Source organism: Streptomyces sp. NPDC008079 (genome assembly GCF_042957385.1).
GTDB lineage: Bacteria > Actinomycetota > Actinomycetes > Streptomycetales > Streptomycetaceae > Actinacidiphila.
Genome location: NZ_JBIBIC010000001.1, coordinates 310,301 through 335,634, shown reverse-complemented (window position 1 = coordinate 335,634; position 25,334 = coordinate 310,301). Strand labels below are relative to the sequence as shown.

The following is a 25,334-nucleotide window of genomic DNA, read 5'->3' as shown; positions in this document are numbered from 1 at the left end:
CTCGGGAGGGGCGAGCCGGGGGGCAACCCCGGAGGCGGGTCACCGCGTTGAAGGGGTGTGGAGAGGAACAACGGTGTCGCACCCCGGTTTCGAGGAGTTCGTGGCGGCCCGCGGCCCCAGACTGCTGCGGGTCGCGTGGCTGCTGACCGGCGACCCGCACCTCGCAGAGGACCTGCTCCAGACGGTGCTGGCCAGGGTGTGGCCGAAGTGGCACCGGATCGCGGGCGACAGCCCGGAGGCGTACGTACGCAAGGCGCTGGTGCACACCCACGCCTCGTGGTGGCGGCGGCGCTGGCGCGGCGAGGTGCCGCACGGCGAGCTGCCCGACCGCCCGCAGCCGGCGGACCCGTACGGGGACGTGGACCTGGAGCAGGCGCTGGCCGCGGCGATACGGGAACTGCCGGTACGCCAGCGCGCGGTGGTCGTGCTGCGCTACTTCGAGGACCTGAGCGTGGCCGACACCGCGGATGTCCTCGGCTGCACGGAGGGCACCGTCAAGAGCCAGGCGTCCAAGGCGCTGCGGGCGCTGCGCGGACGGCTGCCCGAAGCGGTCGACACGGGCGTCGGAGGTGAACACCATGCCGGATGAGCGTTTCGCGGAGGACGAGCTGCGCGACTTGCTGGAGCGCGCGGTGCCCCAACTGCCCGCCCCCGTACAGCGGTTGGAGCGGGTCAAGGAGCGTGCGCTGCGCCGTCGCAGGCGCCGCGCGGTCGGGATGTCCGCCACCGTCGTGGTGGCGGTCGCGGCGGCCGGGACGGTGCTGCCCGGTCTCGGCGGCGCGGCGAGCGCCCCGGCGCCGCCCGCCGTCGTCACCTCGCTCGCGCCGCCCGCGTCCGGCAGCGGCGGCCCGACGGCGAGCGCTCCGACGGCGACCGGCCCGGTGGACAGCGGTCCGAGCCCGACCCCGAGCCCCGGACAGACCACCCGCGCGACCGAGTCGGCGTCCGCCGCGTCGGCGGCGGTCACGTACCACTTCCCCGAACTGGCCGGTCTCGACCTGCGGTTGCCGCCCGGCTGGACGACGGTCGTCGCGCCCAAGACGGGTGACGTCTTCGCCTCCTCGCAGGCGCTCGGCCTGCCCACCGACGGCTGCGTCAAGCCGCTGGACGGCTTCTGCACCCCGCTGGTCCGCACCCTGACCCGCGGCGGGGCGCTGATGATGCTGACGCTCCGGCACAGCAAGACGACGGTGGACAAGCTCAACGCCGACGGCCACCCGGTGACCTCGTCCGTCGTCGTCAGCGCCTGCCGGGCGGTCGGCGGCACCGCGCAGACCAAGGCCCTGCTCACCGACGCGTCCGGCTCCGACGTCCTGATCGAGGTCTCGGTGTGCCTGGCCGACGCCACCGACGCGCAGCAGTCCCAGATCAACGACGCGCTGAAGAACGCCGTCTTCTCGTGAAGGCTCCCGTGAAAGGCCCCCGCCACGTCATGCGCACCACCCGCCGCCCCCGCCGTCTCCTGGCCGCCGCCGTCCTGACCGCGCTGGCCGCCGCCCCGCTGGTGTCCGGCTGCGTGGCCGGTGGCACGGGCGTGCGGGCGTCGAAGGTCGGCGACGAGGGGCCGCTGAGCACGGTGGTGAGCGGTCCCGCGGGCCGGGCGGGCAGGTCCGCGCCCGAGCCGGTGCGCACGACACCCGCGCCGCCCGCCCAACTGCCGGGCCTGGGGCCGAAGACGCGCTCGCAGATCCCCGCCGACGCGCGGCAGGCCGTCCTGGTCACCGGCGCCGGCCCCGACTCGCCCGACGCGAAGGTCACCTTCTACACCCGCGAGAACACGGCCGGTTGGCGGCCCTCGGGTCCGGTGTGGGCCGCGCACAACGCGCTGCGCGGCTGGACCGACACGCACCGCACCGGCGATCTGCGCTCACCGATCGGCGTCTTCGGCCTCACCGACGCGGGCGGCCACCTCCCCGACCCCGGCACCGAACTCCCCTACGACCACGCGCCGATCGGCTTCAGCGTCTCCGGCACCGGCTTCAGGGGCGAGCCGCTGGCGGGCTCCTTCGACTACGTCATCGCCATCAACTACAACCACCTGCCCGGCACGTCACCGCGCGACTGGACGCGTCCGCTGGGCGCCTCGCGCGGCGGCGGCATCTGGCTGCACGTGGACCACGGCGGCCCGACCCAGGGCTGTGTCTCGCTGCCGCAGCAGGCCATGCGGACGCTGCTGCGCACCCTGGACCCGAAGCTGCACCCGGTGGTGGTGATGGGCGACGGGGCCGCGCTGGCGCGCTGAACGGCCGTACGCACGGCCCCGATCGCGTTCCTCAGGCGGCCGGCGCGTCCGGGTCGCCGCCGAACCGCTCGATGTACGACGCCAGGTCCTCGTCGGAGATCTTCGCGAAGAGCACCGGCGGCACCGTGAAGGGGGTGCCCGCGGGCACCGAGTCCAGCGCGCGGGCCTCGTCGGCGGTGACCCAGCGGGCGTCGTCGGCGGGCAGCGCGAAGGCGGCCCGCATGGCGGCGGCCGAGGCCGGGATGAACGGCTCGGACACCACCGCGTAGAGGTGGATGAGATTCATCGCGGTACGCAGCGTGAGCGCGGCGCCGTCCTGGTCGGTCTTGATCTCCATCCAGGGGGCCTTCTCCTCCAGGTAGGAGTTGCCCGCACTCCACAGCGCCCGCAACGACTGCGCGGCCTTGCGGAATTGCAGCGTCTCCATGTGGCCCTCGTATTCGGCGAGCAGCGCGGCGATCTGCTCGCCGAGCTTCGCCTCGGCGGCGCCGGCCGCCGAACCCGCGGGCACTTCGTCGCCGAATCGCTTGCGCGAGAAGGACAGGACGCGGTTGACGAAATTGCCGAGGGTGTCGGCGAGGTCCTTGTTGACGCCCGCCGCGAACAGCTCCCAGGTGAAGGAGGTGTCGTCGGACTCCGGCGCGTTCGCGATGAGGAAGTAGCGCCAGTAGTCGGCGGGCAGCAACTCGAGGGCGGCGTCGGTGAAGACACCGCGGCGCTGCGAGGTGGAGAACTTGCCGCCGTAGTAGTTCAGCCAGTTGAAAGCCTTGACGTAGTCGACCTTCTTCCACGGTTCACGGGTGCCCAGTTGGGTCGCCGGGAACATCACGGTGTGGAAGGGCACATTGTCCTTGGCCATGAACTCGGTGTAACGGACCGTGTCGTCGGCCTCGTACCACCACGACTTCCAGTCCCGTACTTCACCCTCGGACGCGGCGTCGGCCCACTCCTTGGTGGAACCGATGTACTCGATGGGTGCGTCGAACCAGACGTAGAACACCTTTCCGTCCGCGGCCAGCTCCGGCCAGGTGTCGGCCGGTACGGGAACGCCCCAATCCAGGTCACGGGTGATCGCCCGGTCCTGGAGTCCCTCGGTGAGCCATTTCCGCGCGATGGACGAGGCCAGGGTGGGCCAGTCGGCGCCGTTCGCGTCGATCCACGCCTCGACCTCGCCGGCGAGCTTGGACTGGAGGAGGAACAGGTGCTTGGTCTCGCGGACCTCCAGCGCGCTGCTGCCGCTGATCGCGGAGCGCGCGTCGATGAGGTCGGTCGGGTCGAGCACCCGCGTGCAGTTCTCGCACTGGTCGCCGCGGGCCTTGTCGTACCCGCAGTACGGGCACGTGCCGACGATGTAGCGGTCGGGCAGGAAGCGTTCGTCGGCGAGCGAGTAGACCTGCCGGACGGCCCGCTCCTCGATGAAGCCGTTCTCGTTGAGCCTGCGCGCGAAGTGCTGGGTGATGTCGCGGTTCTCCGCCGAGGAGCTGCGGCCGAAGTGGTCGAAGGACAGCTCGAAGCCGTCGTAGATCGCCTTCTGCGCGAGGTGTGCCTGGCCGCAGAAGACGTCGACCGGCAGGCCCGCCTCCTTGGCGGCCAGCTCGGCGGGGGTGCCGTGCTCGTCGGTGGCGCAGATGTAGAGGACGTCGTGGCCGCGCTGCCGCAGATACCGCGAGTAGACGTCGGCCGGGAGCATGGACCCCACCATGTTGCCCAGATGCTTGATCCCGTTGATATAGGGGAGGGCTGAGGTGATGAGGTGACGCGCCATTGCGGGCTGCTCCCAATTCGTTGCGGGGAGTGAGTAATTCCTCTACGGACGGTCAATATCGTATCGGACGACCGGGGGGCATCCGCCGCCCCTTTTCCGGGTAGCCGGGCTGTGAAGGGCTGTGAACAGCCCCGGGGGGTCGAGCCCTGAAGATCACAGCGAGTGACTGCACGTGCACATGCACGTGCACATGCACGTGCCTGCCCAACGAGTTATGATCTGCCGTACCAGACATGGCACTTATGGGGAGTGGCTGATGCGCCGGACGCACAACGGAATGGCTGCAGAAGACCTACGTGGAGTGGTCTGGCAGAAGAGCCGTCACAGTAATGCCAATGGAACGTGCGTCGAGTTCGCCGCCCTGCCCGACGGCGAGGTCGCCGTACGGAATTCGCGCTTCCCCGAGGGTCCGGCGCTGATATACACACGTGCGGAGATCGAATCGATGATCATCGGCGTGAAAGCCGGTGAATTCGACCACCTGGTCCCGTAATGCGCCGGTTGCGCCGCGACCCGCGTGGAACCGGCGGAACTAACAGGGTCCGCCCGGTGTGAGAAAAAGCGCCCAGACGACCTTTCCCGTGCCGCTCAGCGGGTGCCATCCCCAGTTCTCGCTGAACGAGTCCACCAGATGAAGTCCGCGGCCGGTCTCGGCCACGAAATCAGGGTCCTTGGCGACGGGCGCCACCCCGCTGGGGTCACGCACCGCACACACCACGCGCGAGGTCCAGCGCACCAGGCTCAGCCGTACCGGGGCGCCGGGCGCGCCGATCGGCACCGCGTACCGCAGCGCGTTGGTCACCAGCTCGGACGCGACCAGTTCGACCGAGTCGCGGAGCGTGGACAGATCCCATCGTTGGAGCGTCGCGCGCGTGAAGTGACGTGCCTCACCCACTGACTCCAGGGCGGCGGGCAGCTCACAGGTGGCTCCGTTACCCGAGGCCACGCGCTCAGGCGCGAGCACTCCCTGCCATAACGGCTCCAGCACGGCGACTGCCTCTGCCTTCATACGTGCCCCCGGGGTATCTGCACGTCCACCATGCTCATGGATCAGCACCCTCCGATGCAAGAGCGTCTGCACGTGCATCTGCAAGGAATTGATGCACGTGTCGGTGGAGAGTGACCGAACGGGTACACCGCGCAGTCCGTTAGTGGCAGACTGCTGATGAACCAAGGGCGGAGCGTGACCTATGAGCGCAGGGCAGCCGGGAGGCGGGTCCATCGTGCGACGAATGCTGCTCGGAGCGCAGCTGCGGCGGCTGCGTGAGTCCAAGGGCATCACCCGCGAGCTGGCGGGCTACTCGATCCGGGCCTCCGAATCGAAGATCAGCCGCATGGAGCTGGGAAGAGTCAGTTTCAAGGAGCGTGACGTCGCCGATCTGCTGACCCTCTACGAGGTCACGGACGAAGCCGAGCGGGCGGCCATGCTGGGCCTGGTCCGCGAGGCCAACGCGGCCGGCTGGTGGCACGGATACGGCGAGGTCATGCCGACGTGGTTCCAGACGTACGTGGGCCTGGAGGAGTCGGCCGCGCTGATCCGCACCTTCGAAGTGCAGTTCGTGCACGGCCTGTTGCAGACCGAGGACTACATAAGATCGGTGATCCGGCTTGGTCACCCCGAGGCAGCCGTGCCCTGGGTGGAAAGACGAGTCGGTCTACGCCTGGAGCGGCAAAAGCTTCTCGTCTCCGAGCAGGCGCCCCACTTCGTCGCCGTCATGGACGAGGGCGCGCTGCGCCGTCCGTTCGGCGGCCGGCAGGTGATGATCGACCAGGTGCGGCACATCCTGGAAGCCGCCGAGCGGCCCAACGTCGACGTCCGCATCCTGCCGTTCGCCACGGGCGGGCACGCGGCGGGCGGCGGCGCCTTCACGCTGCTGAGCTTCCCGGAGTCCGATCTGCCGGACCTGGTCTACCTGGAGCAGCTCACCGGGGCGCTCTACATCGACAAGCCCGACGAAGTGGTCGAGTACCAGAAGGCGATGAACGCGCTGAGTGATGTCGCGCTGACGCCCACCGCTTCCCTGGACTGGCTGAACTCCTTCCAGCGCGAACTGTGAGTCGTGCGCCCGGGGCCGACTTCCGCCGATGACGGCGGGAGCCGGCCCTTCGCGTGCGCCCCGGCCCTTTGCGTGCGCCCCGAGCCCTTCGCGTGCGCGCCGCGCCACGGACAGCCGCGGATGCGGAGCTTCCGCTCCCGATTCCGTCACCCTCCCCGCATTGACGATTACCGAAATGCGCACCACGTACAGTGTCTCGCCGGGCAATTCCCCCGAGGCGGAGCCGGTGTGACGCGCGTCATACGAGCGGGATGGTTCAAGTGGTAAACGTTGGGGCTTCGTCGTGTGCGTGCGAGCCACCGGACTGAAGGTGTGGGAATGGGCGTTCGTGGGCGCAAGCGAGAACCCAAGCGCAGTCGCAAGCGCTGGATCATCGCGATATCCGTCGCCTTCGTGGTGCTGCTGGCCGGCGGCGCCGGCGCGATCTACCTGAAGCTCAACGCCAATATCTCGACGTTCGACTCGGCGGGGCTGAGCAAGAACCGGCCCAAGGCCGGGCCCGCGGACGCCAACGGCCACACCGCCGTCAACGTCCTGCTGATCGGCTCCGACACCCGCTCCGGCGCGAACGGCAAGCTGGGCGGCTCCGCCTCCGGCGACATCGGCCGCTCGGACACCACGATCCTGCTGCACGTCTACCCCGACCACAAACACGCGGTGGGCATCTCCGTACCGCGTGACTCGATGGTCGACATACCCCCGTGCCTGCTGCCCGACGGCAAGTGGTCGCCGGACCAGCCCAGGGCGCAGTTCAACTCGGCGTTCTCGATGGGCGACACGGCCAAGGGCAATCCGGCGTGTACGCAGAACACCATCGAGAAGCTGTCCGGGCTGCGCGTGGACCACACCATGGTGGTCGACTTCGAGGGCTTCGCGTCCATGACCTCCGCCGTGCACGGCGTCGAGGTCTGCGTGCCGAACAAGATCTACCAGGGGGACATGAACCCCAACCGCGGCAGCAAGGGCAAGGTCGTCCTCGACGCGGGCATGCAGAATCTCCAGGGCCAGCAGGCACTGGACTACGTCCGCGTACGGCACGGGGTCGGCGACAACTCCGACGTCGGCCGCATGCTGCGGCAGCAGGCGTTCCTGTCCGCCCTGATCGCCAAGATCAAGGGGCAGGGCATGAACCCGACGACGCTGCTGCCGCTGGCCGACGCCGCCACCAAGTCGCTCACCGTGGACCCGGGGCTCGGCAGCGCCACCAAGCTGATGTCCTTCGGGCTGTCGCTGAAGAACATCGACCTCAAGAACATCCAGTTCATCACCGCGCCGTGGAAGTACGACGGGCCGCGCATCGACCTCGTCCACCCCGACGTGGACGACCTCTTCGCGGAGCTGCGGGCCAACCGGACCCTGGAAGGCGTCGACGCCTCGGGCAAGCCGAAGTCGACGGCCTCCCCGACGCCCGCCGCCACGGTCGACGGCACCGGCGTCTCGGTCGGCGTCTTCAACGGCACCACCGTGGACGGGCTCGGCGGCAAGGCCGCCGACAAGCTCAAGGGCTCCGGCTACACCGTCACCGGGACCTCCACCGCCAAGTCCCAGGACCACGCCACCACCCGTATCGAGTACGGGCCCGCCGACAAGGCGCACGCCACCGAGCTCGCCAAGCTCTTTCCCGGCGCGGAGCTCGCTCCGCTCGCCATCTCGGGCATCAATCTCGTCGTCGGCCAGGATTTCGCCTCGGCGGCGAGCAAGCCGAAGCCGTTGCCGACCAATCTCACGCAGCAGGCTCGCGCCGCGGACACCGACCCCTGCAAAAAACTCTCCTACGGCTAGCCCCCCGCCGGGCCCCTCCCGGGCAGGGGCGCTCTTCCAGGGGCCCGACCCCTGGGCGGTTCCTCTGCGCTGGTCGGCACGCCGATTTTTTTAGGGGCGCGGCCCCTGGGCGGTTCCTTTGCGCTGGTCGGCACGCCGATTTTTTAGGGGCGCGGGGAACTGCGCGCTCAGCCACGGCGGTGGTGCGCCGTGAAAACCGGCCCCAGTGGGGCAGATGCGGTTGTTTTCGGGCTGAAAGCCCGGTGGGGGCTGGTCGCGCAGTTCCCCGCGCCCCTAAAAAGATCGGCCCACCGTCCGGGCCAGGTGCGGGCACGGGGGCCGGGCCCCGGAAAAGATCCGGCCCACCGTCCCGGCCAGGTGCGGGGGCCGGGGCGGCGCCCCGGGAAAGATCGGCCCACCGTCCGGGCCAGGTGCGGGGACGGGGGCGGGGCCCGGGAAAGATCGGCTCACCGTCCTGGGTGGGGGCGGGGCCCGGGGGCTAGTCGGCTACGGCGGCTTGGGCCGTGACACGGTTGATGCGGCCACGGACGAGATATTCACCGGGAACGGCGTTGCGGGCACCGAATTCGGCCCCCCGGGCGGAGCCCATGTAGCGGGAACCGATCTTGGTGGACCAGTGAAGCAGGGCGGCGGGGTCCTCGACGAGCTCGGCGGTGCACTCGAAGAGGACGTAGGAGTAGGGCGGCTCCTGATCGTCCACGCAGAGCGCGAAGCGGGCGTCGCGGCGCAGGGCCTTGCCCTTGAGCGAGTCGCTGCCGGTGTTGAAGACGACGCGGATGTCGGAGGGGTCGGTGTCGTCGAGCAGGAACCAGACGGGCGTGACGTGGGGACCGCCGTCCTTGCGCTGGACGGCGAGCTTCCCCGTGCGGGTACCGGTGGAGGCGAAGGCGCGCCATTCGGCCTCGGTCATGTGCTGCATGGGGTCAGGTTAGGGCCGGGCGGGTCCGGGGGTCAGGCCGCCCCGCCGTGGGCGCGGGCGGCGGCGCCGCGTACCTCCAGGCCGTCGAGGAGGTCGGCGGTGGCCGCGGCGACGGCGGCCACGGCGGCGTCGAAGACCTCCCGGTTGTGCGCGGCGGGCGCACGGAAACCGGAGATCTTGCGGACGTACTGGAGCGCCGCCGCTTCGATGTCGTCCTCGTCCGGATCGGGCGTCATCGGCGGTCGCAGGGTCTTGATGCTTCTGCACATGCCTCCAGTGTCGCGCGGGGGTACGACATCGCGACCCGAACTCGGTCGCGGCGGCCCCTTGGCGTGCGGCCGTCGCAGTGCTTCAATGCTCTCCATTGGTTAGGAACCTTTCCTAACTGCACAGCAGGCCCCCGCAGTTGGCCGTTCCTCCGACGGCCGGAAACGGAGACGCACGTGCACCGATCCCCCCACTCGCACCGCTCGAACCGGCGCCCCAGCCGCCGGATAGCCATGATCGCCGCCGTCGGCGTACTGGCGGGCGGCGGCGCCTCGCTGGCCCTGGCCACGGCGGGCAACGCGGCCACCGCGCCCGGCGCGCACGCCGCCGCCGTCGCGCCCAAGGCGGCGGCAGCCGGTCTCGCCGACCCGCACAAGAAGGAAATCGCGATGGAGCTGGTCTCCAGCGCGGAGAACTCCTCGCTGGACTGGAAGGCCCAGTACAAGTACATCGAGGACATCGGCGACGGCCGCGGCTACACCGCGGGCATCATCGGCTTCTGTTCCGGCACCGGCGACATGCTGGACCTGGTCAAGCACTACAACGACCTCAAGCCCGGCAACGTCCTGGCCAAGTACCTCCCCGCGCTGGAGAGCGTCAACGGCTCCGACTCGCACTCCGGCCTCGGCTCGGCCTTCGTGAGCGCGTGGAAGACCGCCGCCAAGGACACCGTCTTCCAGACCGCGCAGAACGACGAGCGCGACCGCGTCTACTTCAACCCGTCGGTCAACCAGGCCAAGACGGACGGCCTCGGCACCCTCGGCCAGTTCATCTACTACGACGCCATCGTGATGCACGGCCCCGGCGACGACTCCGTCAGCTTCGGCGGCATCCGCAAGACCGCCATGAAGAAGGCCAAGACCCCGGCCCAGGGCGGCAACGAGACCACGTACCTCAACGCCTTCCTCGACGCCCGCAAGGCCGCGATGAAGACCGAGGACGCCCACGACGACACCAGCCGCGTCGACACCGAGCAGCGCGTCTTCCTCAACGCGGGCAACCTCAACCTGGACCCGCCGCTGAAGTGGAAGACGTACGGGGACTCGTACCAGATCCTGACGCTTCCGTAGCGCCCGACGCTTCCCGCCCCCGGCCCGCCGACCCTTGTGTCGGCGGGCCGGGTACGCTCCCGGGGTCGGATGCAGAGATCGGATGTATCGAAGGAGCCGCCGCCCATGCTGCGCTACGGACTGACCCACCCCGCGATCCTCGCCGCGCTCGCCGCCGCGGGCCACGGCTCCCGCGTCCTGATCAGCGACGGCCACTATCCGCACACCACGGGCGCCAACCCGGCCGCCGAGCGCGTCTACCTCAACCTCAGCCCCGACCGGCTGCTGGTCACCGAGGTACTGGACGCCCTGGTCGACGCGATCCCGATCGAGGCGGCGGCCGTCATGACCCCGCCGCCTGACCGTGACGACACTTCCGAGACGTCCGACACTTCCGACCTTTCCGCGCCGGAGATCTTCGCGGAGTTCCGTGCCGCCCTCCCCGGCCTCACCCTCGACGGCCTCGACCGCTTCGCCTTCTACGACGCGGCCCGCGGCCCCGACACCGCCCTCGTGGTGGCCACCGGCGACCGGCGTACGTACGCCAATCTGCTGCTCACGATCGGAGTGCGGTCGGAGGACCGCTGAGCGGCGGACGGCCTTCGCCCCCTGCCGTCCCGGCCGGGTGGCGGCTTACGCTGGGGCCCACACGCTGTGCACGCTCGACACGGGGGTTCCTTCCGTATGAACTGGCTCTGGTGGGTGATCGCCCTCTTCGCGGTCGGCGGTTTCACCTCGATCGCCGACACCGTCCGCACCGCGCTGCGCACCCGGCACGAGCGCACGATGGAGCGCCTTGAGGCGGACCGCAAGGAGCGCCGCGAGCTGGAGGCGGCGGGGCGCGGCCCCGAGCCGGTCTGCGGCTGCACCCACCACCTGGCCAAGCACGACAAGTCCGGCCGCTGCCACGAGACCGTCGAGGTCCCCACGGCCTGGGACGCGGACAAGAAGCCCACGCACTACGAGCCGGGCACGTGCAACTGCCAGCAGTACGTGGGTCCGCAGCCGCTCACCACGCTCTACGCCCAGGAGATCACCGACCTCTGACGACGCGTCAGCGCGGCTCCCGCGTGACGGTCGGCAGCGCGCGGGCCAGGGCGCGGGCGGTGCGCGCGGCGCGGGACTCCGCGCGGGCGACGGCGTCCGGCGCCGGGCCGAGCAGACCCTCCGCGAGGAAGAGGACCAGGCCGTGCGCGGCCGAGGAGACGTCCAGTATCAACTCCACCGCGCGGTCGCCCGAGGTGAGGCGGCGGGCCGTCGGGAGCACGGCGGTCAGCACCTGGTCGCCCGCCGAAGCCAGGCTCGAATAGCGGGACTTGTCGAGTCCCGCGCTGAACGTGATGTCGAACAGGGCCCGTTCCTCCACCGCGAACCGGACGTAGGCGGCGGCGAAGTCCGCCAACTGCTCGACCGGGTCCGCGGATTGACGGACGGCGGCCGAGAACCGGCGGTGCTGCTCGCGGTACCCGCGCTCGGCCAGCGCCGCCAGCAGCGCGTCCCGGTCGGCGAAGTGCTTGTACGGCGCCGCCGCGCTGACCCCCGCCCGCCGACTGGCCTCCGCGAGCGTGAAGCCGTGCGGCCCGCGCTCGGCGACGAGGCCGAGGGCGGCCCGCTCCAGGGCGTTGCGGAGGTCGCCGTGGTGCTGTCCACTGCGGCGGGCCGGTGCGGTGCGCTCGGCGGGAGGCGTCATATCCGCAGGTTAACACCCGTCACCACAAGGTGAATCGCCGTAACCTCAGGCGTTCATGACCGGCGAGGGGCGCACCATGAACACGTCGACCGCGTCCTCCGTCTCCAGGACGAAGCCCCACCGTTCGTAGAGCCGCCGGGCGGCGCTGCCCTGGAGGACGTTCAGCCGTACGTCCTCGCCGCGCGCGTCGGCGCGGCCCAGCAGTTCCCGCAGCACGGCCGAGCCCAACCCGCGCCCCTGGTAACGGGGTTCCAGATAGAAGTGTTCGAGCAGAGCGCCGCCGGTCTCGGCGGGCCGCAGCGTCACGCACCCGGCGAAGTCCCCCTCGACGGTGACGACCGAGGTGTACCGCGTCGAGAACGAGTCCCGCAGCCGCTGCCGTACCCGGTGCCCGTCGTACCGCCCGAGCCGTTCCAGATCCGCCCGCATCACGACGGCCCGCAGCTCGGCTATCGGCTCCACGTCCCCCGCGACGGCCGCGCGCAGCGCCCACCGCAGGTCAGCGCTCTGTACCGCCCCATTCGTCCGCATCCCCCAAGTATCCGCGAGCGCCCGCGCCGCCCCGCCCCGGCCCCCCTCGCGCCACCGCCCCGGCGGCAGACCGCGGGGCCACCGCCCCGGCAGCAGGGCTCGGGAGAGTCGTCCGCGCCGTCTTCCGCGAGGCGTACGGAGGCGCGGGTCAGGTGCCGGGGGTCCCGACGGGGCTGAGCGCCTGGGTGCCGACGACGCCGAGCAGGGTGAGGCGTTCGGCGTCCTCGGTGCCGGGCTCGGCGGTGTAGACCATGATCCGCAGATCGCTTCCGGCGACGCTGAGGATGTCGCAGTCCAGGGTCAGCGGGCCGACCACCGGGTGGTCGATCGTCTTGCGGGAGGCGTCGTGCCGGGTGACCTCGCCGGATTCCCACAGCTCGGCGAAGCGCGGGCTGCGGGCGCGCAGCTCGGCGACCAGGCGGCGCAGGCGCTGGTCGGCGGGGTAGCGGTTGGCGGTGGCGCGCAACTGGGCGACCTGGGAGATCTCCAGCAGCCGCAGCGACTCGGGGGTGTGGCGGACCCGGGAGCCGGAGCCGAGGAAATTGCGCCAGATCGCGTTGCGGTCGTTGCCCTGCTGCTGCCCCATCAGGGCCACGTACAGGGGGTTGGCCAGCAGCAGCGTCCACGCGGCGTCGCTGACGGCGACCGGCGTCCCGGTCAGCCGGTCGAGCATGCGCTGCACGCTCGGCGTGATGTACGCGGGGACGGTGCCCTGCCCCGGAGGGACGAGTCCGGCGACGTGGAAGAGGTGCTCGCGCTCGGCGGTGGTCAGCCGCAGCGCGCGGCCGAGCGCTTCGACGACCTGCTCGGAGGGGTTGGCCGCGCGGCCCTGTTCGAGCCGGGTGACGTAGTCGACGGAGATCCCGGCGAGCAGGGCCAGCTCCTCGCGGCGCAGCCCGGCCGCCCGCCGGTGGCCCCCGGCGGGCAGCCCGGCCGCCTCGGGGGAGACCCGGTCGCGCCAGCGCCGTACCGTGTGCCCGAACTCCGTGGTCGCCATGGTTCCACTGTGCACCGTGCGGCCCGCGCCGTCCTGGTACCGGCAGTCCCAGGAAGACCGGGCCACTGGCTGCCCCGGCGGGCCTGCCGCACCGTGGACGTATGACAACGACACTGATCACCGGAGCGAACAAGGGCCTCGGCTTCGAGACCGCCCGCCGCCTGCTGGCCGCGGGGCACACCGTCTACGTGGGCAGCCGGGACGCCGACCGCGGGCGGGAGGCCGTCGAGCGGCTGGGCGCGGGCGCGCGGGCGGTCCGGCTCGACGTCACCGACGACGCGTCCGTCGGGGCCGCGGCCGAGGCGATCGCGGCGGACGGCGGCCTCGACGTCCTGGTCAACAACGCGGGCATCGAGAGCAGGACCGCCGAAAACGGCGTCGTCGGCGCCGCCGACCTGACCGCCGACGTCATGCGGGAGACGTTCGAGACGAACGTCTTCGGCCTGGTGCGCGTCACCCACGCGTTCCTGCCGCTGCTGCGCCGCTCGGCCGCGCCGGTCGTGGTCAACCTCAGCAGCGGGCTGGCCTCGCTGTCCCGGCTCAGCGCCCCCGGCACCCCCGCCTACGCGTATCCGGGCGTCGCGTACCCGGCGTCGAAGACCACCGTGAACATGATCACGGTGCAGTACGCGAAGGCGTTCCCCGAGATGCGGATCAACGCCGTCGAGCCCGGTTTCACCAAGACCGATCTGAACGGGAACACCGGGGTCCAGACGGTCGAGCAGGGCGCCGAGATCATCGTCCGGATGGCGCAGGTGCCGGCCGACGGCCCGACCGGCGGGTACTTCGACGCCGAGGGGCCGCTGCCCTGGTAGCCGCGGCCCCTGACGGGGCGGCCCCGACGGCCCCTGTACGCCGGGGCCGCGGGTGCCGCCCGGCTGGGTCTCAGCCGAACATGCCCGGCTCGTAGTCCCCCGCCGGCTGCTGAATGATCACGTTCAGCCGGTTGAAGGCGTTGATCAGGGCGATGCCCGTGACAAGGGCGGCCAGCTCCTCCTCGTTGTAGTGCTTGGCGGCGTTCGCCCACACCTCGTCCGCGACGCCCCCGGCCGCGTCGGCGATACGGGTGCCCTGCTCGGCCAGCTCCAGGGCCGCGCGCTCGGCGTCGGTGAAGACCTTGGCCTCGCGCCACGCGGCCACCAGATTGAGCCGCTGCTGCGTCTCCCCGGCCGCCGCCGCGTCCTTGGTGTGCATGTCGGTGCAGAATCCGCAGCCGTTGATCTGGCTGGCGCGCAGCCGTACCAGTTCCTGGGTGGCGAGCGGCACCGTCGAGTCCGCCAGCACTTTGCCGGCCGCGGTGAGGTGCCGCAGCGACTTCGCGGCGAGCGGGCTCTCGAAAAGGTTCAGACGGGCTTCCATGGCGTTACTACTCCTCGGGCTCGTGCGTTTCCGCGCCGCCGCCGCCCTTCCACGACGTCCCCGGCGCACGCACCTCCCTGACGCCCCGCCCCACCCCGATGTGACCGCCCCCCGAAGTGACCCCCGTCTCCCCTCCGGGGGCGGGGGCGGGCGGGAGGGCGGTTATGTCGCTGAGGGGGAGGCGGGCGGGCGGGTGGGGAGGAGGGGTTTGCAGGTGGTGTAGGCCTTGGCCGTCTTCGGGTCGGAGGTGTTGAGGTCGCCGAAGCCGAAGCCGCCGCGGCGGGTGGTGGGGGAGCCGGAGGCGTTGGGGGAGGGGGTGGGGAGGGTGACGCCGTGGTCCTTGAGGCAGCTCGTGAACGCCTGGAAGGCGGAGCTGTCGCCGCCGGGGCCGCCGCCGCGCTGGCCGTTGAACTGGGGGCGCAGCGAGGCGCATGCCTCCATGGCCTTCTGGGTGGCCGGGTCGGCGGACTCGCCGCCGAAACCGCCGAAGCCGCCTGAGCCCCCGCCGAATCCGCCGCTCGGGCGGCCCGAGGGACGGCCCGAGGGACGGCCCGAGGGGCGGCCGGACGCGCGGTCGGAGGGGCGGCCGGAGAAGGACGGCAGCTTCACGCCGTGCTGGGAGAGGCAGTCGCGGTAGGCCGCCATGTCCTGCGCGCCGCCGGAGGCGCCCTTGGCGGAGGACGACGGCGAGGAGGAGGACGACGCCTTCGCGTCGGCGGACGCCGAGCCCGAGGAGCCCGACGACGAGCAGGCGGTGAGCAGCAGCGCGCCCGAGGCGAGGACGGCGACGCACGCGCCCGCCCGCAGCGCGGAGCGGCGCGCGGACTGCCGGGTGGTGGTCAGGGTCATGACCGTGGTCTCCTCGGATGCGGGGGCGGGGGGCGCCGCTCACCCACGCGCACGCGCGGGACACGAGCACCCATGAGTGGCGGCGCATGAGTGAACCGCCGCGAGTTAGGCACAGCCAGGGCGCGAGCTGTGAGTTCCCGGGGAGCCGGGGCGCGCGAATCGGCCGTCGCGACCCGTACGGGCCCGCCGTACGGTCCGGTTGAGACGTAAAGCGACCGCTTCGTGCCGTGGCGGGGCGGCCTCGCGCACGGCGCCGTTCCCAGGAAACTCCCAGCCTTCTCCCAGGCCATCAAAGGCGTCGGCGGCCAGGATGCGCGCCATGAAGGTGCTCCCACGGCGGCGCAGGGCCGTCCTGATCAACTCGGTGCTCGGCGTGGTGGTCCTCGCGGGCGCAGGCGGCGCCTACGCGGCGGTCAACAACGGTGACAGCGGCAACACCCGTGGTACGGGCGCGCGCGTGGTGACGGTGTCCAAGGGCACGGTGCTGGCGACCGTGTCCGGCTCCGGCACGCTCGCCTCGCCCAGTGACGCCGGTGTGGACTTCACCACGGGCGGCACGCTCACCGAGGTCGACGTGAAGCCGGGCGACAAGGTCACCAAGGGCCAGGTGCTGGCGAAGGTCGATCCGACCGACGCCAAGGAGACGTTGCAGCAGGACCAGGCGACGCTGACGGCGGCGCGGGCCAACCTCACCAAGGTCGAGGCGGGCGAGCTGGTCACCTCCGCCACCGGCTCCGGCACGGGCTCCAACACCGGCTCCGGCGGCTCGCGGGACGCCGCCTCGACGCCCACGCCGTCCCCCACCTACACCGTCGACCCGGCCCAACTCGCCCAGGCGCAGGCCCAGTTGACCCAGGCCCAGAACGCCGTGGACGCCGACCAGCGCGCGGTGGACGGCACCACGCTCAAGGCCCCGGTGTCCGGCACGGTCGCCTCGGTCTCGGCCGCCAAGGGCCAGACGGTGTCGGGCACCGGCGGCACCGGCAGCGGCTCGGGCGGCCAGGGCTCGAACTCCAGCAGCTCCAACTCCACGTCGAGCAGCAGCGGTTCCAGCACCCCGTCCGGCTTCGTCGTCCTGACCAACCCCACCGGCATGCAGGTGACGGCGAACTTCTCCGAGGCCGACTCGCTGAAGGTCAAGGCGGGCCAGCCCGCCACCGTCACCCTCAACGCGCAGTCGAGCACGGTGCTCAACGCCAAGGTGCTGTCGGTCAGTTCGCTCCCGGTGAGCAGCGGAAGCGGCAGCGGCGGCGGGAGCAGCAGCGCCGTGCAGTACGCGGCCACGCTCGCCATCACCAGCCCCACCGCGGATCTGCGGACCGGCCTGAGCGCCAGTATCCAGGTGATCACCGGCTCGGCGTCCGGCGCGCTGAACGTGCCGACCGCCGCGGTCTCCGGTACCGGCGCCAACCGTACGGTCACGGTGGTCAACTCCGACGGCAGCACCACCCGTACGTCCGTGACCGTCGGCGTCGAGGGCGACACCGCCGACCAGATCACCAGCGGTCTGAAGGAGGGCCAGCAGGTGCAGATCGCCACGGTCGCGTCCTCCGGCAACGGCGGTTTCCCGAGCGGCGCCTTCCCCGGCGGCCTCGGCGGCGGCGCGAACCGGATCGGCGGCGGGGGCGGCGGTTTCCGTACCGGCGGTGGCGGCGGTGCCGGCGGTGGCCGCGGATGAGGCCCGCCCTGCGGCAGCGCCTCGGCGGCCTGCGGCCCGGCGCCCGTACCGGTGACGCCGAAGAGAGTCCGGGCGCGGAAGAGACCTCGGGCGCCGAGCAGACCTCGGGCGTCGAGCAGATCTCGGGCCGCGAGGAAACCGCGGGTGTCGGAGAGGACGACGACAGCCCCTGGGGCCGCCCGCCGGTCATCGAGGTGCGGTCGCTGCTGAAGACGTACGGGCACGGCGACGCCGCCGTGCGCGCGCTCGGCGGCGACCCCGACCCCGTCACCGGCGTCTCGCCCGGCGTGAATCTGCTGGTCGAACAGGGCGACATGGTGGCCGTGATGGGCAGTTCCGGGTCCGGCAAGTCGACCCTGATGAACATCCTCGGCTGCCTCGACATCCCCACCGAGGGCCGCTATCTGCTCGACGGCATCGACGTCGGCGGCCTGGACGAGCACCAGCTCTCGCTCGTCCGCAACCGTAAGATCGGCTTCGTCTTCCAGTCGTTCAACCTCGTGCCGCGCACCCCCGCGCTCGCGCAGGTCGAACTCCCCCTGGCCTACGCGGGTGTGCGGTCCGCCGAGCGCAGGAGGCGCGCGCTGGCGGCGCTCGCGCTGGTCGGCCTCGCCGACCGCGTCGACCACCGGCCGAACGAACTCTCCGGCGGCCAGCAGCAACGCGTCGCCGTGGCAAGGGCGTTGGTCACCGCACCGGCCATGCTGCTCGCCGACGAGCCGACCGGAAACCTGGACAGCCACAGCACCGAGGAAGTGCTCGCCATCGTCGACCGGCTCAACGCCTCCGGGCGCACCGTCGTACTGATCACGCACGAGGACGAGGTCGCCCGGCACGCCAAGCGGGTGATCACGCTGGTCGACGGCCAGGTGGTCGAGGACCGGCGCCAGGCACCGGCCGACGGCCCGCCGCCCGCGCTGCGCGACCCTGCGTCCTTCGCCGCGCACCACCCGCAGGACCCGGTAACCGGCGGCCGGCGTCAGGCCCTCACCGGAAGCCGCCACGGCAACGGCAGGACGGGCATTGGCGGTACGGGCAGCGGCGGCACAGGCAACGGCGGTACGGGCGTAGGCAATACGGGCAACGGCTTCGGAAGCGGGGGCACCGCGTGAACCCCTTCGAGACCCTCCGCTTCGCCTTCGGCGGCCTCGCCGCCAACAAGGTCCGCTCCGGACTGACCATGCTCGGCGTCCTGATCGGCGTCGCCGCCGTCATCATCCTGCTCGCGGTCGGCAACGGCTCCTCGCAGTCCGTCAAGGACTCCATCGAGAAGCTGGGCACCAACTCGCTGACCATCTCCTCCGGCGCCGGATTCGGCGGCGGTTCGTCCTCGTCGGCGACCACCGTCAAGCCGCTGACCGTGGACGACGCGCGGGCGCTCGCCGACCCGACGGCCGCGCCCAGCATCGAGTCCGTCGCCCCCGAGGTGACCACGTCCTCGCAGACCGCGCTGTACGAGGGCACCTCGCACGACGTCGCGCAGGTCGTCGGCACCTACCCCGCGTACTTCAAGGCGTCCAACAGCAAGGTCGCCAAGGGCGACTACTTCAGCGCCGACGACGTCCTCAACTCCCGCAAGGTGGCGGTGATCGGCTCGACCACGGCCACCGACCTGTTCGGCACGGCCGACCCGGTCGGCAAGAAGGTGGTGCTCGGCGGGACGCCGTTCACGGTCGTCGGCGTGCTGGAGACCAAGGGCGGCACCGGCTTCCAGGACCCGGACGACATCCTGGTCGCGCCGCTGCCGACCGTGCAGAACGCCTTCACCGGCTTCGGCTCGGTCAACCAGATCCTGGTGGAGGCCACGTCGGCCGACGCGACGACCCCGGCGCAGAACGAGATCACCACGATCCTGATGGGCACGCACGGCATCAAGGACGCCAACGCGCTGGACTTCCGGGTCAGCAGCCAGCAGTCGCTGCTCAGCACCCAGTCCGACACCAACAGGACGTTCACGGTGCTGCTCGGCGCGGTCGCGGCGATCTCGCTGCTGGTCGGCGGGATCGGCATCACCAACATCATGCTGGTGACGGTCACCGAGCGGACCCGCGAGATCGGCATCCGCAAGGCGATCGGCGCGCCCAAGGGCGTCATCCTCGGGCAGTTCCTCGCCGAGTCGACCCTGTTGTCGCTGGTCGGCGGCGGGCTCGGGGTGGTGGCGGGACTGATCGGCTCGCGCTTCACGATCGTCGGCATCAAACCGGTGATCATCCCGGAGTCGGTGTGGGGCGCCTTCGCCATCGCGGTCGCCATCGGCCTGTTCTTCGGCGGCTACCCCGCCAACCGGGCCGCCGCCCTGCGGCCGATCGAGGCCCTGCGCCATGAGTAGGCCGTCCACCACCACACCGCACGACGTACGAGGGACGAGGGAGAACCGGACATGGCGCGACGCCGCACCGAACTCGTGAAGGCCGACGCCGACACGGAGCTGCTGCCGCTCACCGACACGTTCGGCGAGGTGGAGATCGTCGAGCGGCCCGGCGAGGCGGTGCTCACCGAACGGCCGGAGGACGTCCTGTCCGAGCCGCCGGACGCCCGTGACATCTCGGCCGAGCTGGCCGCCCCGCCGCGCCGCAAACTGCCCTGGCTGACGCTGCTGCTGTCCGCGGGCGTCGTCGCCGCGGCGGCCTTCGCGGGCGGCGCGCTGGTGGAGAAGAACCACCTCAACGGCCGTTCGTCCGGCGGCGGTTCGGCAGCGGCCCGCGACTTCGCCTCGGCCTTCGCGGGCGCCAACGGCCGTACGGGCACGGGCTCCGGTACGGGTACGGGCTCCGGTACGGCGCCGGGCGCGGCTCCCGGCGCGGGCGGCGGCACAGGCACCGGCGGCACCGGCTCCGGCGTCACCGTCGGCACCGTCAAGCTGGTGGACGGCGACACCATCTACGTCACCGACGCCCAGGGCAGCATTGTCAAGGTCACCACCGGCGGCTCCACGAAGGTCACCGTCACCAAGGACGGCAAGACCTCGGATCTCCAGCCCGGCCAGAGTGTGACCGTACGCGGCAGCGCGAACTCCTCAGGCGACATCGCCGCCACCACCGTCACCGAGGGCGCGGCCACCGCGGGCGGCTTCGGCGGCGGCTTCGGAGGCTTCGGCGGCCGTGGCGGTGCCGGAGGTGCCGGAGGCGCGGGCGGCGGTACGGGTACGGCGGGCGGCTCGGGCGGCTCGGGCGGCTCGGGCGGCGGTACGGGCAACTGACCCCGCCTTCACAGGACGGGAGCGTACGGTGCGAAACCGCACCGTACGACGGGGGCCAGGAGGACTCCATGGACACGACGCCCGAGGCCAGCCTGCTGGTCGTCGACGACGAGCCCAACATCAGGGAACTGCTCTCCGCGTCCCTGCGCTTCGTCGGCTTCAAGGTGGTCTCCGCCGCCTCGGGCGCCGACGCGCTGGCCGCCGTCGCCCGTGAGCGCCCCGACCTGGTCGTCCTCGACGTGATGCTGCCCGACATGACCGGTTTCGCGGTCGTCCGGCACCTGCGCGAGGAGTCGGGGCCGCACGCGCGCCCCGGCAGCGGTGCCGCCGACCGGCTCCCCGTGCTGTTCCTGACCGCCAAGGACGGCGTGGACGACAAGATCAGCGGCCTGACGGCGGGCGGCGACGACTACGTCACCAAGCCGTTCAGCCTGGAGGAGCTGATCGCCCGCATCCGCGCGATCCTGCGCCGCACCGGCGGCCCCACCGACGAGGGGCGGCTGGTCGCGGGCGACCTGGAGCTGGACCCGGTCGGCCACCAGGTGCTGCGCGCCGGCCGCCCGGTCTCCCTCTCACCCACAGAGTTCAAACTGCTCGCCTACCTCATGGCCAACGCCGACCGCGTCGTGTCCAAGCTCCAGATCCTCGACCACGTGTGGGCGTACGACTTCGGCGGCGACCTCAGCATCGTCGAGTCGTACATCTCGTACGTGCGCCGCAAGGTCGACTCCGGCGCCGACGGCACGGTCAAGCTGATCCATACGGTGCGCGGCGTCGGGTACGTGCTGCGCCGACCGCAGGGCTGACGCCGTGCGCACCGTGCGGTCCCTCAGCTCCCTCAGGTCCCTCCGCTCGTTGCGGCTCTCCGCGCTCTCGCTGCGCTCCCGGCTGGTGCTGCTCTGCCTGGTCCTCGTCCTGCTCGGCCTCGCCGTCAGCGACACCGTCGTCCTCGGCACGGTCCGCGGCCAGCAGGTGCGGCGCGTCGACCAGCAGCTCCAGCGGTACGGCGAACCGCTCGCGCGGCGGCTCGGCACCGACGGGGTGCCCGCGCCGCGCTACGTACGGCCGGGGCCCGGCGCGCCGCGGCCGTGGCTGCCCAGCCAGTTCGTGGTGGCCTTCGCCGCGGCGGACGGGCGGGTCTCCGACCAGTTCCGGCTGCCGGTCTCGGCCGGGGACCCGCGCCCGCTGTGGCCGACGATGGACGCGGGGTCGCTGCGCGAGCGGCTGGGCAAGCCGTTCGACGTCGCCAGCGACCACGGCGGCGGGCGGTGGCGGGTGCTGATCGAACCGGTCGCCGCGGGCACGGCCGCCCCCTCCGCCGACCTGCCCGCGGGCGTCGTGGTCGCCGCGTCCCTGGACGAGGTGTCCTCCACGGCCTCCCACCTGCGCACCGCGTTCCTGCTGATCGGCGCGGTGGTCGCGGCGCTGCTCGGGGTGGCGGGCTGGTTCGCGGTACGGGCCGGGCTGCGGCCGCTGCGGCAGATCGAGGCCACCGCCGCCGAGATAGCCGCCGGGCGCCCGCTGTCGCACCGTATGCCCGCCGCGTCCCCGCGCACCGAGGCCGGGCGGCTGTCCGCCGCGCTCAACGGGATGCTCGCGCAGATCGAGTCGGCCTTCGCGGCGCGCGCGGAGTCCGAGAAGCAGATGCGCCGGTTCGTCGCCGACGCCAGCCACGAACTGCGCACTCCGCTGGCCGGTATCCGGGGCTTCGCGGAGCTGTACCGCATGGGCGCGCTGCCCGACGAGGCCGACGTGAAGCGGACGATGACGCGGATCGAGAGCGAGGCCGTACGGCTCGGCGGCCTGGTCGAGGATCTGCTGACGCTGGTGCGGATGGACGAGCAGCGGCCCGTGCAGCTCGCCCCGATGGACCTGCGCACCCTGGCCGTGGACGCCCTGCACGACACGACCGCCCTCGATCCGTCCCGGCCGGTCTCCCTCACCGGGCCGGGTGGGTCAGGGTCCGGCTCCGGCTCCGGTCCCGGTCCCGGTCCCGCACCCGTGCTCGGTGACGAGGCCCGGCTGCGGCAGGTCGTCGCCAATCTCGTCGGCAACGCCGTCGCCCATACGCCTCCCGGCACGCCCGTCCGGATCGGCGTCGGCACCGTCGGCGGACACGGGGTCCTCGAAGTCGCCGACGCCGGGCCCGGGCTCGGGCCCGACCAGGCCGCGCGGGTCTTCGAACGCTTCTACCGCGTGGACGCCTCCCGCAGCCGGGGCGCCGGGGGCGGCGCCGGTCTCGGGCTCTCCATCTGTGCCGCGTTCGCTGCCGCTCACGGTGGGTACATCGAGCTCGACACGGCTCCCGGCCAAGGCGCCCTCTTCCGCCTCCGCCTCCCCTCCGCTTCCCCGCCCCCACCGGCCGGTGGCCCGGACACCACCGAACTGCCCCTCCGGGGCGGGCGGTGACCTGCGCGGCCAGCCCCCACCGGCCCGGTGGTCCGGGGACAGCCGATCTGCCCCGCTGGGGCGGGTGGTGACCTGCGGCAGCGTCGTGGCTGGTGGCGCAGTTCCCCGCGCCCCTTAAAGGATCGGCTCGCCGCCCGGGCGAAAGACGGTGGGCCCCGTTAGGGGCGCGGTGACCTGCGCGGCCAGCCCCCACCGGCCCGGTGGTCCGGACACCACCGAACTGCCCCGCTGGGGCGGGTGGTGACCTGCGGCAGCGTCGTGGCTGGTGGCGCAGTTCCCCGCGCCCCTTTAAAGATCGGCTCGCCGCCCGGACGAAAGACGGTGCGCCCCTAACGGCACGTGGCTGAGCGCGCCCACGCGGCGGCAGCCGCAGATCAGGAACAGTCCCGCGCCCCTTAAAGGATCGGCTCGCCGTCCGGGCGAAAGGGGGTGGGCCCCGTTAGGGGCGCGGGGAACTGCGCGAGCAACCCACCACCGGCCGGTGGTCCGGGGACAACCGGTCTGCCCCGCTGGGGCGGGTGGTGAGGTGCGGGAGCGTCGTGGCTGGTGGCGCAGTTCCCCGCGCCCCTAAAGGCACGTGGCTGAGCCGCCCGGGCGGCGGCGGCCGGGGCTACCAGGCGAAGGCTTCGGGGGAAGGGCCGGGGCCCGGGAAGATGGCGTCGAGGGCGGCGAGAAGGTCCACGGAGAGGTGGAGATCGAGGGCGCGGAGGGCGCCGTCGAGGTGGGCGGGGGTGCGGGGCCCGATGATGGGCCCGGTCACGGCGGGCCGGGTGAGGAGCCAGGCGAGGGCCACCTCCCCGGGGTCGAGCTCGTGCTCGGCGAGCAGATCCTCGTAGCGCTGAACCTGGTCGCGGACCACCGGATCGGCCAGGCCCCGCGCCGAGCGCCCGGCGTGGGTGCGGGAGCCGCCCCCCTCACGGGACTTGCGGATGGCGCCGCCCAACAGCCCCTGGTGCAGCGGGGACCAGGGCACGACACCGAGCCCGTACGCCTCGGCGGCCGGGAGGACGTCCATCTCGGCGGTGCGCTCGAAGAGGTTGTACAGGCACTGCTCGCTGACGAGCCCGAGCGAACCGCGCCGCGCCGCCGCCTCGTTGGCCTGCGCGATGTGCCAGCCGGCGAAGTTGCTGGAGGCGGCGTAGAGCACCTTGCCCTGCTGGATCAGGACGTCGATCGCCTGCCAGATCTCGTCCCAGGGCGTGGCCCGGTCGATGTGGTGGAACTGGTAGACGTCGATGTGGTCGGTGCCCAGCCGCTTCAGGCTGGCCTCCACCTCGCGGCGGATGTTGAGGGCGCTCAGCCGCTGGTGGTTCGGCCAGGGCTCCTCCTGCCAGGGGTTGCCCTGCGTCATGTTCCCGTACAGCTTGGTGGCCAGCACCACCTTGTCGCGGCGGTCGCCGCCCTGGGCGAACCAGCTTCCGAGGATCTCCTCGGTGCGGCCCTTGCGCTCGTCCACGCCGTAGATGTTCGCCGTGTCGAAGAAGTTGATGCCCGCGTCCAGCGCGGTGTCCATGATCGCGTGGCTGCCGGGCTCGTCGGTCTGCCCGCCGAAGTTCATGGTGCCGAGGACGAGACGGCTGACTTTGAGGCCGGTGCGGCCGAGCTGGGTGTACTTCATGGCTCCACAGCCAACACCTTGGAGTGCGCTCTATCGCAAGGGGCGGGTCTCAGTGATGGACGAGCCTCGGCCGGTCCGGCGGGACGTTCTCGTCGACCGGGCCCGTACGGGCGTCGGGGCCGGTGTCCGGTTCCGCGTGGCCCGCGCCGTCGGTGGCCGTGTCCCCGGCCACGCGGTCGAAGAAGCGCAGGATCTCGACCGGGAACGGCATCACGAGGGTGCTGTTCTTCTCGGCGGAGACGTCCACCACGGTTTGCAGCAGCCGCAGTTGGAGGGCGCCCGGAGTGTTGGCCATCGTGGCGGCGGCATCGGTCAGGCGCTGCGACGCCTGGAATTCGCCCTCGGCCGCGATGACACGGGCCCGCCGTTCACGTTCGGCCTCCGCCTGCTTGGACATCGACCGCATCATCGACTCCGGCAGCGCGATGTCCTTGATCTCCACGCGCTCGATCCGCAGGCCCCAGGGCTCCTCGGTCGGCTCGTCCATCACCGTCTTCAGCTCGGCGTTGACGTGGTCGCGGTCGGACAGCAGCGTGTCGAGGTCGGCGCGGCCGATGACCGACCGGAGCGAGGTCTGCGCGATCTGGGAGACGGCGCTGGGGTAGTCGTGCACGTTGACCAGGGCCTTGACCGGGTCCAGGACCCGGAAGTAGACGACGGCGTCGACGGTCACGGTCACGTTGTCGCCGGTGATGGCGCCCTGCGCCGGGACGCCGAGCACCTCGGTCTGGATGGAGACCTTGCGCATCCGGTCGACGATCGGGCGGATCGTCCGCAGGCCCGGCTGCCGCAGGTTCGGCAGCAGACGTCCGAAGCGGAAGACGACGCCCCGCTCGTACTGCTGCACATCGTGCAGGCTCATGGCGAGCAGGATCAGTCCGATCAGGACGACCACCACCAGCACAGTGATCAGAGCAACCATC

General features: G+C 71.9%; 27 protein-coding genes. 16 read left to right on the top strand and 11 right to left on the bottom strand.

Features of this window, described 5'->3' with window-relative positions:
- Nucleotides 1–73: 73 nt before the first annotated feature.
- The 3 genes from ACFZAM_RS01345 to ACFZAM_RS01335 are packed head-to-tail and all read left to right on the top strand — an operon-like array spanning nt 74 to nt 2,242.
- Nucleotides 74–589, top strand: a complete 516-nt coding sequence (locus tag ACFZAM_RS01345) for a SigE family RNA polymerase sigma factor (RefSeq protein ID WP_355339621.1) — start codon at nt 74–76, stop codon at nt 587–589.
- Complete coding sequence (locus ACFZAM_RS01340) at nt 579–1,403, top strand: hypothetical protein (RefSeq protein WP_391041863.1); 825 nt, start codon at nt 579–581, stop codon at nt 1,401–1,403. Before ACFZAM_RS01345 ends, ACFZAM_RS01340 begins: the two co-directional genes overlap by 11 nt.
- 29 nt (nt 1,404–1,432) lie before the next feature.
- Entirely contained in the window at nt 1,433–2,242 is an 810-nt protein-coding gene (locus ACFZAM_RS01335; protein WP_391041861.1) for a hypothetical protein, read from the top strand.
- 31 nt (nt 2,243–2,273) lie between these two features.
- On the opposite strand, the gene metG is transcribed toward ACFZAM_RS01335, so the two are convergent.
- The gene (gene metG, locus ACFZAM_RS01330; protein ID WP_355339630.1) at nt 2,274–4,007 is read right to left on the bottom strand and encodes a methionine--tRNA ligase; all 1,734 of its coding nucleotides are present in this window, start codon (nt 4,005–4,007) and stop codon (nt 2,274–2,276) included.
- 256 nt (nt 4,008–4,263) lie between these two features.
- Between metG and ACFZAM_RS01325 the strand changes: the two genes are divergently transcribed.
- On the top strand, nt 4,264–4,500 hold the full coding sequence (locus ACFZAM_RS01325; protein WP_355339633.1) for a DUF397 domain-containing protein: 237 nt from the start codon (nt 4,264–4,266) through the stop codon (nt 4,498–4,500).
- Nucleotides 4,501–4,539: 39 nt separating this feature from the next.
- Here the strand turns inward: ACFZAM_RS01325 and ACFZAM_RS01320 are convergent, their stop codons facing one another.
- A complete protein-coding gene (locus ACFZAM_RS01320) occupies nt 4,540–5,016 on the bottom strand; it encodes an ATP-binding protein (RefSeq protein WP_355339636.1) in 477 nt (158 codons plus the stop codon).
- 181 nt (nt 5,017–5,197) lie between these two features.
- On the opposite strand from ACFZAM_RS01320, the gene ACFZAM_RS01315 reads away from it, so the two are divergent.
- Together ACFZAM_RS01315 and ACFZAM_RS01310 are read left to right on the top strand one after the other, a co-directional pair.
- Nucleotides 5,198–6,064: a helix-turn-helix transcriptional regulator gene (locus ACFZAM_RS01315; protein WP_355339639.1), complete on the top strand. Its 867-nt coding sequence runs from the start codon at nt 5,198–5,200 to the stop codon at nt 6,062–6,064.
- 318 nt (nt 6,065–6,382) lie between these two features.
- Nucleotides 6,383–7,846, top strand: coding sequence for an LCP family protein (locus ACFZAM_RS01310; RefSeq protein ID WP_391041857.1), 1,464 nt, complete (start codon nt 6,383–6,385; stop codon nt 7,844–7,846).
- Nucleotides 7,847–8,324: 478 nt separating this feature from the next.
- On the opposite strand, the gene ACFZAM_RS01305 is transcribed toward ACFZAM_RS01310, so the two are convergent.
- The gene (locus ACFZAM_RS01305; protein WP_355339645.1) at nt 8,325–8,765 is read right to left on the bottom strand and encodes a PPOX class F420-dependent oxidoreductase; all 441 of its coding nucleotides are present in this window, start codon (nt 8,763–8,765) and stop codon (nt 8,325–8,327) included.
- A gap of 32 nt (nt 8,766–8,797) precedes the next feature.
- Nucleotides 8,798–9,034, bottom strand: a complete 237-nt coding sequence (locus tag ACFZAM_RS01300) for a DUF2277 domain-containing protein (RefSeq protein WP_355339648.1) — start codon at nt 9,032–9,034, stop codon at nt 8,798–8,800.
- Between the two features lie 231 nt (nt 9,035–9,265).
- Here ACFZAM_RS01300 and ACFZAM_RS01295 point away from each other — a divergent pair, with 231 nt between their 5' ends.
- The 3 genes from ACFZAM_RS01295 (at nt 9,266) to ACFZAM_RS01285 (ending at nt 11,128) form a co-directional block, all read left to right on the top strand.
- Nucleotides 9,266–10,102: a chitosanase gene (locus ACFZAM_RS01295; RefSeq protein ID WP_355340133.1), complete on the top strand. Its 837-nt coding sequence runs from the start codon at nt 9,266–9,268 to the stop codon at nt 10,100–10,102.
- Between the two features lie 105 nt (nt 10,103–10,207).
- Nucleotides 10,208–10,669, top strand: a complete 462-nt coding sequence (locus ACFZAM_RS01290; RefSeq protein WP_391041855.1) for an RbsD/FucU domain-containing protein — start codon at nt 10,208–10,210, stop codon at nt 10,667–10,669.
- Between the two features lie 96 nt (nt 10,670–10,765).
- The gene (locus ACFZAM_RS01285) at nt 10,766–11,128 is read left to right on the top strand and encodes a hypothetical protein (protein WP_355339653.1); all 363 of its coding nucleotides are present in this window, start codon (nt 10,766–10,768) and stop codon (nt 11,126–11,128) included.
- A 7-nt stretch (nt 11,129–11,135) separates the two neighbouring features.
- On the opposite strand, the gene ACFZAM_RS01280 is transcribed toward ACFZAM_RS01285, so the two are convergent.
- From ACFZAM_RS01280 to ACFZAM_RS01270, 3 genes are all read right to left on the bottom strand, one after another.
- Complete coding sequence (locus ACFZAM_RS01280) at nt 11,136–11,771, bottom strand: TetR family transcriptional regulator (RefSeq protein WP_391041852.1); 636 nt, start codon at nt 11,769–11,771, stop codon at nt 11,136–11,138.
- Between the two features lie 45 nt (nt 11,772–11,816).
- A complete protein-coding gene (locus ACFZAM_RS01275) occupies nt 11,817–12,302 on the bottom strand; it encodes a GNAT family N-acetyltransferase (RefSeq protein WP_391041850.1) in 486 nt (161 codons plus the stop codon).
- A 148-nt stretch (nt 12,303–12,450) separates the two neighbouring features.
- Nucleotides 12,451–13,299 (bottom strand): helix-turn-helix domain-containing protein, encoded by an 849-nt coding sequence (locus ACFZAM_RS01270; protein WP_391041848.1) that lies wholly within the window; start codon nt 13,297–13,299, stop codon nt 12,451–12,453.
- Nucleotides 13,300–13,400: 101 nt separating this feature from the next.
- Between ACFZAM_RS01270 and ACFZAM_RS01265 the strand changes: the two genes are divergently transcribed.
- Nucleotides 13,401–14,114 (top strand): SDR family NAD(P)-dependent oxidoreductase, encoded by a 714-nt coding sequence (locus ACFZAM_RS01265; protein WP_391041847.1) that lies wholly within the window; start codon nt 13,401–13,403, stop codon nt 14,112–14,114.
- Nucleotides 14,115–14,184: 70 nt separating this feature from the next.
- On the opposite strand, the gene ACFZAM_RS01260 is transcribed toward ACFZAM_RS01265, so the two are convergent.
- Nucleotides 14,185–14,658 (bottom strand): carboxymuconolactone decarboxylase family protein, encoded by a 474-nt coding sequence (locus ACFZAM_RS01260; RefSeq protein WP_355339668.1) that lies wholly within the window; start codon nt 14,656–14,658, stop codon nt 14,185–14,187.
- 162 nt (nt 14,659–14,820) lie between these two features.
- Nucleotides 14,821–15,507: a hypothetical protein gene (locus tag ACFZAM_RS01255; protein WP_391041845.1), complete on the bottom strand. Its 687-nt coding sequence runs from the start codon at nt 15,505–15,507 to the stop codon at nt 14,821–14,823.
- 319 nt (nt 15,508–15,826) lie between these two features.
- On the opposite strand from ACFZAM_RS01255, the gene ACFZAM_RS01250 reads away from it, so the two are divergent.
- The 6 genes from ACFZAM_RS01250 (at nt 15,827) to ACFZAM_RS01225 (ending at nt 22,793) form a co-directional block, all read left to right on the top strand.
- Entirely contained in the window at nt 15,827–17,185 is a 1,359-nt protein-coding gene (locus ACFZAM_RS01250) for an HlyD family efflux transporter periplasmic adaptor subunit (RefSeq protein ID WP_391041843.1), read from the top strand.
- A complete protein-coding gene (locus ACFZAM_RS01245; protein ID WP_391041841.1) occupies nt 17,182–18,297 on the top strand; it encodes an ATP-binding cassette domain-containing protein in 1,116 nt (371 codons plus the stop codon). Before ACFZAM_RS01250 ends, ACFZAM_RS01245 begins: the two co-directional genes overlap by 4 nt.
- Nucleotides 18,294–19,514 (top strand): ABC transporter permease, encoded by a 1,221-nt coding sequence (locus ACFZAM_RS01240; RefSeq protein ID WP_391041839.1) that lies wholly within the window; start codon nt 18,294–18,296, stop codon nt 19,512–19,514. Before ACFZAM_RS01245 ends, ACFZAM_RS01240 begins: the two co-directional genes overlap by 4 nt.
- Before the next feature lie 51 nt (nt 19,515–19,565).
- Nucleotides 19,566–20,384 carry a hypothetical protein gene (locus ACFZAM_RS01235; protein ID WP_391041837.1) on the top strand — a complete coding sequence of 273 codons (819 nt, stop codon included), beginning with the start codon at nt 19,566–19,568 and terminating at the stop codon, nt 20,382–20,384.
- 68 nt (nt 20,385–20,452) lie between these two features.
- Nucleotides 20,453–21,190 carry a response regulator transcription factor gene (locus ACFZAM_RS01230; RefSeq protein ID WP_355339686.1) on the top strand — a complete coding sequence of 246 codons (738 nt, stop codon included), beginning with the start codon at nt 20,453–20,455 and terminating at the stop codon, nt 21,188–21,190.
- A 4-nt stretch (nt 21,191–21,194) separates the two neighbouring features.
- Entirely contained in the window at nt 21,195–22,793 is a 1,599-nt protein-coding gene (locus ACFZAM_RS01225; RefSeq protein ID WP_391041835.1) for an ATP-binding protein, read from the top strand.
- A gap of 610 nt (nt 22,794–23,403) precedes the next feature.
- Here the strand turns inward: ACFZAM_RS01225 and ACFZAM_RS01220 are convergent.
- Nucleotides 23,404–24,411: an aldo/keto reductase gene (locus ACFZAM_RS01220; RefSeq protein ID WP_355339692.1), complete on the bottom strand. Its 1,008-nt coding sequence runs from the start codon at nt 24,409–24,411 to the stop codon at nt 23,404–23,406.
- A gap of 49 nt (nt 24,412–24,460) precedes the next feature.
- The gene (locus tag ACFZAM_RS01215) at nt 24,461–25,333 is read right to left on the bottom strand and encodes a slipin family protein (protein WP_355339695.1); all 873 of its coding nucleotides are present in this window, start codon (nt 25,331–25,333) and stop codon (nt 24,461–24,463) included.
- Nucleotide 25,334 lies beyond the last annotated feature (1 nt).

Bases quoted from the DNA above. Each gene is read 5' to 3' on its own strand.
- ACFZAM_RS01340 (WP_391041863.1), top strand. From the start codon at position 579: ATGCCGGATGAGCGTTTCGCGGAGGACGAGCTGCGCGACTTGCTGGAG.
- ACFZAM_RS01335 (WP_391041861.1), top strand. From the start codon at position 1,433: ATGCGCACCACCCGCCGCCCCCGCCGTCTCCTGGCCGCCGCCGTCCTG.
- metG (WP_355339630.1), bottom strand. From the start codon at position 4,007: ATGGCGCGTCACCTCATCACCTCAGCCCTCCCCTATATCAACGGGATC.
- ACFZAM_RS01325 (WP_355339633.1), top strand. From the start codon at position 4,264: ATGCGCCGGACGCACAACGGAATGGCTGCAGAAGACCTACGTGGAGTG.
- ACFZAM_RS01320 (WP_355339636.1), bottom strand. From the start codon at position 5,016: ATGAAGGCAGAGGCAGTCGCCGTGCTGGAGCCGTTATGGCAGGGAGTG.
- ACFZAM_RS01315 (WP_355339639.1), top strand. From the start codon at position 5,198: ATGAGCGCAGGGCAGCCGGGAGGCGGGTCCATCGTGCGACGAATGCTG.
- ACFZAM_RS01310 (WP_391041857.1), top strand. From the start codon at position 6,383: ATGGGCGTTCGTGGGCGCAAGCGAGAACCCAAGCGCAGTCGCAAGCGC.
- ACFZAM_RS01305 (WP_355339645.1), bottom strand. From the start codon at position 8,765: ATGCAGCACATGACCGAGGCCGAATGGCGCGCCTTCGCCTCCACCGGT.
- ACFZAM_RS01300 (WP_355339648.1), bottom strand. From the start codon at position 9,034: ATGTGCAGAAGCATCAAGACCCTGCGACCGCCGATGACGCCCGATCCG.
- ACFZAM_RS01295 (WP_355340133.1), top strand. From the start codon at position 9,266: ATGATCGCCGCCGTCGGCGTACTGGCGGGCGGCGGCGCCTCGCTGGCC.
- ACFZAM_RS01290 (WP_391041855.1), top strand. From the start codon at position 10,208: ATGCTGCGCTACGGACTGACCCACCCCGCGATCCTCGCCGCGCTCGCC.
- ACFZAM_RS01285 (WP_355339653.1), top strand. From the start codon at position 10,766: ATGAACTGGCTCTGGTGGGTGATCGCCCTCTTCGCGGTCGGCGGTTTC.
- ACFZAM_RS01280 (WP_391041852.1), bottom strand. From the start codon at position 11,771: ATGACGCCTCCCGCCGAGCGCACCGCACCGGCCCGCCGCAGTGGACAG.
- ACFZAM_RS01275 (WP_391041850.1), bottom strand. From the start codon at position 12,302: ATGCGGACGAATGGGGCGGTACAGAGCGCTGACCTGCGGTGGGCGCTG.
- ACFZAM_RS01270 (WP_391041848.1), bottom strand. From the start codon at position 13,299: ATGGCGACCACGGAGTTCGGGCACACGGTACGGCGCTGGCGCGACCGG.
- ACFZAM_RS01265 (WP_391041847.1), top strand. From the start codon at position 13,401: ATGACAACGACACTGATCACCGGAGCGAACAAGGGCCTCGGCTTCGAG.
- ACFZAM_RS01260 (WP_355339668.1), bottom strand. From the start codon at position 14,658: ATGGAAGCCCGTCTGAACCTTTTCGAGAGCCCGCTCGCCGCGAAGTCG.
- ACFZAM_RS01255 (WP_391041845.1), bottom strand. From the start codon at position 15,507: ATGACCCTGACCACCACCCGGCAGTCCGCGCGCCGCTCCGCGCTGCGG.
- ACFZAM_RS01250 (WP_391041843.1), top strand. From the start codon at position 15,827: ATGAAGGTGCTCCCACGGCGGCGCAGGGCCGTCCTGATCAACTCGGTG.
- ACFZAM_RS01245 (WP_391041841.1), top strand. From the start codon at position 17,182: ATGAGGCCCGCCCTGCGGCAGCGCCTCGGCGGCCTGCGGCCCGGCGCC.
- ACFZAM_RS01235 (WP_391041837.1), top strand. From the start codon at position 19,566: ATGGCGCGACGCCGCACCGAACTCGTGAAGGCCGACGCCGACACGGAG.
- ACFZAM_RS01230 (WP_355339686.1), top strand. From the start codon at position 20,453: ATGGACACGACGCCCGAGGCCAGCCTGCTGGTCGTCGACGACGAGCCC.
- ACFZAM_RS01220 (WP_355339692.1), bottom strand. From the start codon at position 24,411: ATGAAGTACACCCAGCTCGGCCGCACCGGCCTCAAAGTCAGCCGTCTC.
- ACFZAM_RS01215 (WP_355339695.1), bottom strand. From the start codon at position 25,333: ATGGTTGCTCTGATCACTGTGCTGGTGGTGGTCGTCCTGATCGGACTG.